This is a genomic window from Actinokineospora spheciospongiae (assembly GCF_003182415.1).
In the GTDB taxonomy this organism is placed as follows: domain Bacteria; phylum Actinomycetota; class Actinomycetes; order Mycobacteriales; family Pseudonocardiaceae; genus Actinokineospora; species Actinokineospora spheciospongiae.
This window is the reverse complement of sequence record NZ_QHCP01000012.1, coordinates 232,016-238,205: the sequence shown is the minus strand read 5'-3', so window position 1 is coordinate 238,205 and position 6,190 is coordinate 232,016. Positions and strand designations below refer to the sequence as shown.

Sequence of the window (6,190 nt, the reverse complement as noted above, 5' to 3'; positions counted from 1 at the left end):
GCGCCAACCGTCCGATTCACTCCCCCTGGTGGCGCTGCCCCTCCCATTCGAGTTTCCCCACGTCGCGGCTGTTGTCGCACGTGCAGTACGTGTGGCACAAGGGCGACACCATCTACGCCGGTGCGCTCTTCGCTGCGGCCACCTACGCCTTCGACGTGAGCGCGCTGCCCGAGCTCAAGCTCAAGGGCGTCAGCCTGCCCACGAACACCCTCGGCGGCTCGGTGCCCGACGCGTACTGGACCCTCAAGGACGGCACCGCCTACGGCACCTACATGGGCGGCCCGGTCGTGCCCGGCCCGTACGTCTACGCCAACGGCCAGACCGCGATCTCCAACGGCTTCGCGGGCAGCCCCGGCGCGGTCGTGCGCTTCGACTCCACCGGCAAGGTGCTCTCGCAGACCTCGGCGGCCACCCCGCAGGGCGACGACCCGAAGCTGTGCGCGAACCTGCCGCAACTGGGCAAGCCGACCTGCGCCAACCCGCACGGCATCCAGGCCCGCGAAGACCTGAACACGCTGGTCACCAGTGACTACGCCGAGCCGCGCAACATCATCCTGGACCCGATCAAGCAGCCGTCGCCGTACCTGCGCCGCCCGACCGTGCGGACCTGGGACATCACCGACCGCAACAACCCGAGGCTGCGCGCGGTGTCCTACCTGCAGGACGGCCCCCGGGCCAACGCCGCCGACCCGCTGCACAACGAGAGCCGCGCGGTCATGGAGACCACGGTGACCAACCTGCCCGGCCACAAGGGCGCCTTCGCCCAGACCATGCAGGGCGGCGCGGTGCACTACACGCCGGACATCACCGCCGCCGAGCCGCACTGGTACGAGGTGTTCGACGACGGTTCCGCCGCCAAGGCCATCTACGCGGGCAACGACTCCAACGGCGGTGGCTCCAACGGTGGCTGGATTCAGACCAGCCCGGACGACAAGTACCTCTACCGCGCCATCACCGGCCGCGGCAAGGGCGCGCTGGGCCCGAACGACCCGGGTTCCACCGGTGGCGTCTACGTGCTCGACATCCAGAAGCTGGTGGCGGCGGGCACGGACTTCAAGTGCCGCATCGACACCGCGGCCGAGGCGCAGAACGGTGGCGCCGAGGACGACTGCCCGACCGTGGCCGGTGCCGCGCCGATCAACCCCGGCCAGGCCGCCGCGGGCCCGCACTGGGGCGCCTACGACAACTTCACCCTGGGCGAGGACGGCTACTACCACGAGACCACCTCGCCGGAGCGCATCGCGGTGTCGAACTACTTCGTCGCCCGGTCCGGTCTGGACGGTGACCACAAGGTGAACATGCTGCACCTGGGCCGGGACGGCAAGGTCAGCGTGGACACGAACTTCAAGGACGAGTTCAGCGGCCAGGTCGGCATCAACTTCAACCGGCAGGCGTGGCCGCACGGCCAGTTCGGCAACGCGAAGCCGCACTCGGAGATCTTCGTCGTCGCCGACGCGGACCTGAAGTAGGCGGGTAGTCCCATGGAGCACCCCCACGGTGGTCTCGACGGCGGGCTCGGCACCGGCGCCTCGGCGCTGTTGCTGGTCCTGCGCCTGGTCCTGCTGCTCACCGGCGCGGTCGTGGCCGGGATCGGCCTGCTGCGCCCGCAGTTGACGGCCCTGCCGCGCCGGGTGGTCGTCGTCGCGGCGGTCTCCGCCGCGGTGTCGGCGGCGCTCGCCCTGGTGTCGGTGGCGGTGGCCGACGTGCACTGGCTCGGCGCGGTCGGGCACGTGCTGCTCGCCGCGGCGGTGCCCGCGCTGCTGCGCTGGCCCACCCCCGCCCGCTGGGCGGCGGTCGCGCTCGGCCTGCTGCTGGTGGTCGAGACCACCGCGGGGCGCTCCGGGGTGGACTTCGCCCTCGACACGGCCTACGTGGCCGCCTCGGTCGCGTGGTTCGGCTTCGCCGCGCTCACCCTGCTGGTGCCGCCGTCGCAGCACCGGCCGGGTGGGCCGCGGCCCGGCCCGCTGGCCCTGACCCTCGGCGGTGTGCTCGTGGTCGCCGGGGCGGTGCGGCTGGTCGGGTCCGGGCTGGCCTTCGACCGCAGGGTCGTGGGCAGCCCGGCGGGCCTGGTGCTGCTGGCGGCGGTCGTGCTGCCGCTGGTGGTCACCGCGCTCGCCGCGTTCCTCCGCGCCGGGCCGAAGGCCTACCGGTACGGCACCCTGGGCGTCGCGGCCGGGTTCCTCGCCTGGACCGCCATCGCCGCGGTCCCGGCGCCGCCCGCGCTGCCGGTGCCCGGGGTGCCGGTGCTGGCCGACACCGCGGTCGCCGACCGGCTGGTGCCGGTCCTCATCACCCCCCACCGCCCCGGCGCCAACCTGGTGCACTTCCCGACCACCGCCGGTGTCGACCTCAAGGTCAGCGCCGACGGCGGCCCCGAGGTCGCCGCGGTCCCCCGGCCGGGCGCGGAGGGCACCTGGGCCGAGGTGGAACTGCCCGAGGGGCGGTCCGACGTGACCGTCTCCCGGGGCGGGTCCAGCGACACCGTCGCGGTGGACACCGGCACCGAACGCGTGGACACCCGGGCCACCGGGGACGACGGGCCGGAGTGCGCCAGCGCCGCGCTGGGCGGGCTGGTCACCGGGCGCAAGGACGTGCTCACGTCCTGCCCGGCGGATGGTCTGTCCACCCAGGACGACGAGGCGCTGCGCAAGCTGGTCGGCTTCCTCGCCGCCCGGGGCGCGGCGGGCGTCGCGCTCAAGTCGGACCCCTCACCGCGCGGTGTCCGGGCGGCCGAGGTGGTCCAGGAGGCGGCGTCCGGGCTGGGCCTGCGCGTCGACCCGGACCAGGGCACCGACAACGCCCTGGTCGTGGTCGGCGGCTGGGCCACCGCGGCCACCGCGCTGAGCACGGCGGGCACCCAGCAGAGCGAGGCGGCGGTGTACCCGTACGGGCTCTACGTCGCGCCGTGGCTGCTCAACACCCCGCTGGTCAGCTCGGTCACCACGGTCGCGGTGCCGCTGCGGTTCGACCCCAGGGAAACCCAGCCGGTCACCTACGCCATCGAGGTCGGCAACGCCTTCGGCGGCGAGAGCCCCACCCTGGCGGGCTTCCACGCCTGGCTGGGCGACCGCCGCGGCGACGTCGACGGCGAACCGAGGGTGTTCGCCGCGGCCCAGGTCAACGTCATGGCCATGGGTCCGGGCGAGCCGCACGCGCCGGGGATGCCGATGAACGAGGAGCTGCCCGGCCAGTGGGTCGCCAAGGCGACCATCGTGCCGGTCAGCGGAGTCCTGCTCGACTGAGAAACCACCACACAGCAAGGAGAACCGACATGAAGAAGGTTTCCCGGGTGCTCGTCACCGCGATCGCCGCCGCCGCGCTGAGCGTCGGAACGGCCGGGATCGCCGGTGCCGACACCGCGGTCACCACCCAGGACAACACCTCCGTCTGGCTGCTGCCCGGGGTGGACCTGGGTGTGCTGCTCGCCCCCACCACCGCGATCCCGGGCGCGCTGGCGCCCGTGTTCGACCTGCTGCGCTTCATCGGCGGCTGACCCGCATCCCGCACTAGCAAGGAGACAACCATGCAGAACAAGTTCGCCCGCACGCTGGTCGCCGTCGCGATCGCCGGTGCCGCGTTCGTCGGCACCGCCGCCCCCGCGCTCGCCGACCCGGTGATCGTGGACCAGCCGGACACCAGCGACCTCAACGACATCTACACCTTCGCCCCGCTGGGCATCCCGGTGTTCGGCCTCGTCCAGTCGGTCGTCCGCGCGGTCAACGGGATCATCCCGGTCTAGCACCACCGCCGGGCCGCCCGACTCCCCGGGCTCGGGCGGCCCGGCCCACCCATCCCCCCGATACCCCCTGGAGCCCCGGTGTCCGCGACAACCGAGTCGAACCCCGAAGAGCAGAGATTCCTGTCCTTCCCCACCTCCTGCGCCGCCCCCGTCCCGCCGCCGGAGGAGCCGGTGCGCGTCGTGCCGCTCGCCGTCGCAGGCGTGCTCGCGATCGCCCTGACGGCCTACGTGTGGGCGTCGCACGGCCCGAAGTCCGGGGTGCTGCTCCTCCTCGGCCTGGGGCTGGGCCTGGCCCTGTTCCACTCCCGCTTCGGGTTCACCTCGGCGTGGCGCCAGCTCGTCGCCGTCGGCAACGGCGCCGGGGTCCGCGCGCACTCGCTGCTGCTGGGCACCGCCGCCACCCTGATCGCGCTGATCGTGTCCACCGGCTCCGGCCTGTTCGGCTCGGTGCCCAAGGCCACCGCGGGCCCGATCGGGCTCGCCCTGTTCACCGGGGCGATCCTGTTCGCCATCGGGATGCAGCTCGGCGGCTCCTGCGCCTCCGGCACGCTGTTCGCGGTCGGCTCCGGGCAGTCCACGATCGTCTTCACCCTGTTCGGGTTCATCGCGGGCTCGGTCGTCTACACCGCCGCGTTCCCGGTCTTCGACGGCTGGCCCTCGGTGCCCGGCGTGCTGCTGTCCGACCACGTCGGCTGGTTCGGCTCGTGGGCGATCACCATCGCCGCGCTCGCCGTCATCGTGCTGGCCACCCGGTTCGTGCAGAAGCGGCGCACCCCGCCGCCGGTCGACGTGGTGCCCACGGCCTCCGGGTTCGCCAGGGTGCTGCGCGGCTCGTGGCCGATCCTGGTGGGCGCGGTCGTGCTGGGTGTGCTGGCGGGCGCGGTCTTCCTGGTCTCCGGCGGCATCTGGGGCGTGACGTTCGCCTTCGCCCTGTGGGGGGCGAAGTTCCTCCAGCTCCTCGGCCTGCACCCGGAGAACTGGGAGTTCTGGCGGACCGCGTCGAACGCCAAGTCGCTGGCCGGTTCGGTGTGGACGGACAAGACCACGCTGACCAACGTCGGCATCATCCTCGGCGCGGCGGTCGCGGCCTCGCTGGCGGGCGCCTGGAAGCTGCACAGCACCATCCCGTGGCGCACCGCGGTCGCGGCGGTCCTGGGCGGTGTCCTGATGGGCATCGGCGCGCGGCTGGCGGGCGGCTGCAACATCGGCGCCTACCTCGGCGGCGTGTCCACCGGCAGCCTGCACGGCTGGCTGTGGGGCCTGTTCGCGCTCGGCGGCACCTGGATCGGGCTCAAGCTGCGCCCCCTGTTCGGCCTCGGCAACCCCGCGCCGACCGACAGCGTCTGCTGATCAGCGGAACGTGACCGGGCGCGTCCTGCACGTGAGGGCGCGCCCGGTTCTCTTTGTGGGGAGGGAAAATCGGGTGTGTCCCGGTTGTCCGCCGTGCCACGATCGGCGGGTGGACACGACCGGGCAGCACACCGAGTACGGCGACCGGGACACCGCCCTGGGCGGGGAGATCCTGCGCACCGTCGTGGGCTCCGGCGTGCACGGCATCGCCATCGCGGGCACCGACGACCACGACGAGATGGGTGTGTTCGTCGAACCCGCGCCGGTCGTGCTCGGCGTGGCCGACCCGGTGCCCCACTACGTCTTCCGCACCCGACCCGAGGGCGCCCGCTCCGGCCCCGGCGACACCGACCTGGTCGCGTACTCGCTGCGCAAGTACCTGCGCCTGGTCGTCAAGGGAAACCCGACGGCGCTGCTGCCGCTGTACGCGCCTGCGGAATCGGTCCTCGTGCGGACACCGCTGGGCGACGAACTGCGCGCACTGGCACCGAAAGCACTGTCGCAAGAGGCCGGGCACCGGTTCCTGGGCTACATGAACGCCCAGCGCGACCGACTGCTCGGCCGGGGCAGGCGCAGCGCCGTGCCCAACCGACCCGAACTGGTCGCGAAGCACGGCTACGACGTCAAGTACGCCTCCCACGCCCTGCGGCTGGCGTACCAGGGCCTGGAACTGGTCACCCGCGGCCACCTGACCCTGCCGATGCCCGAGTTCGAACGGGAACGCGCCCTGCGGGTCAAGCGCGGCGACGAACCCGATCTCACCGAGGTCCTGGCCGAGATCGCCGACGTGCAGTCGCGGGTCGAGGCGGCCCTGGCGGCCGGGGACACGCCGCTGCCGCCCACCCCCGACCTGGCGGCGGTCTCCGCGTGGTCGGCCGAGGCCCACCGGCGGCACTGGGCTGAGCACCGCTGAGAATTGCGCGCGCTAGGAGGAAAAGGCGCGTGCGAACGCTCTCCCCACCGCCCTGACGTGGCCGCCCGCGTCAGGGCGGTGGCCGCGAACGTCATCCCTCCCGAAGGCGGAGACGGCCCGTGGACACCACCGCGCACCCTGGTTAGCGTCCCGTTCCGGGTACGACGTCGTTTACCAGGAGGCATGGC

The 6,190-nt window shown here is 73.1% G+C and carries 6 protein-coding genes; all 6 read left to right on the top strand.

What is annotated here, in order from left to right; translation table 11 throughout:
• Positions 1-1,469, top strand: a 1,469-nt coding sequence (locus tag DFQ13_RS27280; protein WP_233438593.1) for a hypothetical protein, incomplete at its 5' end; no start/stop codon positions are given.
• A gap of 12 nt (positions 1,470-1,481) precedes the next feature.
• Positions 1,482-3,242, top strand: coding sequence for a hypothetical protein (locus DFQ13_RS27275; protein WP_110081837.1), 1,761 nt, complete (start codon positions 1,482-1,484; stop codon positions 3,240-3,242).
• Positions 3,243-3,271: 29 nt separating this feature from the next.
• The gene (locus tag DFQ13_RS27270; RefSeq protein ID WP_035283765.1) at positions 3,272-3,493 is read left to right on the top strand and encodes a hypothetical protein; all 222 of its coding nucleotides are present in this window, start codon (positions 3,272-3,274) and stop codon (positions 3,491-3,493) included.
• A gap of 30 nt (positions 3,494-3,523) precedes the next feature.
• Positions 3,524-3,739, top strand: a complete 216-nt coding sequence (locus tag DFQ13_RS27265; protein ID WP_110081836.1) for a hypothetical protein — start codon at positions 3,524-3,526, stop codon at positions 3,737-3,739.
• A 78-nt stretch (positions 3,740-3,817) separates the two neighbouring features.
• The gene (locus DFQ13_RS27260; RefSeq protein WP_110081835.1) at positions 3,818-5,089 is read left to right on the top strand and encodes a YeeE/YedE family protein; all 1,272 of its coding nucleotides are present in this window, start codon (positions 3,818-3,820) and stop codon (positions 5,087-5,089) included.
• Positions 5,090-5,198: 109 nt separating this feature from the next.
• A complete protein-coding gene (locus tag DFQ13_RS27255; RefSeq protein WP_110081834.1) occupies positions 5,199-6,002 on the top strand; it encodes a nucleotidyltransferase domain-containing protein in 804 nt (267 codons plus the stop codon).
• Positions 6,003-6,190: the final 188 nt, after the last annotated feature.

Coding starts and splice junctions, on each gene's coding strand:
- DFQ13_RS27270 (WP_035283765.1), top strand. CDS start 3,272: ATGAAGAAGGTTTCCCGGGTGCTCGTCACCGCGATCGCCGCCGCCGCG.
- DFQ13_RS27265 (WP_110081836.1), top strand. CDS start 3,524: ATGCAGAACAAGTTCGCCCGCACGCTGGTCGCCGTCGCGATCGCCGGT.
- DFQ13_RS27275 (WP_110081837.1), top strand. CDS start 1,482: ATGGAGCACCCCCACGGTGGTCTCGACGGCGGGCTCGGCACCGGCGCC.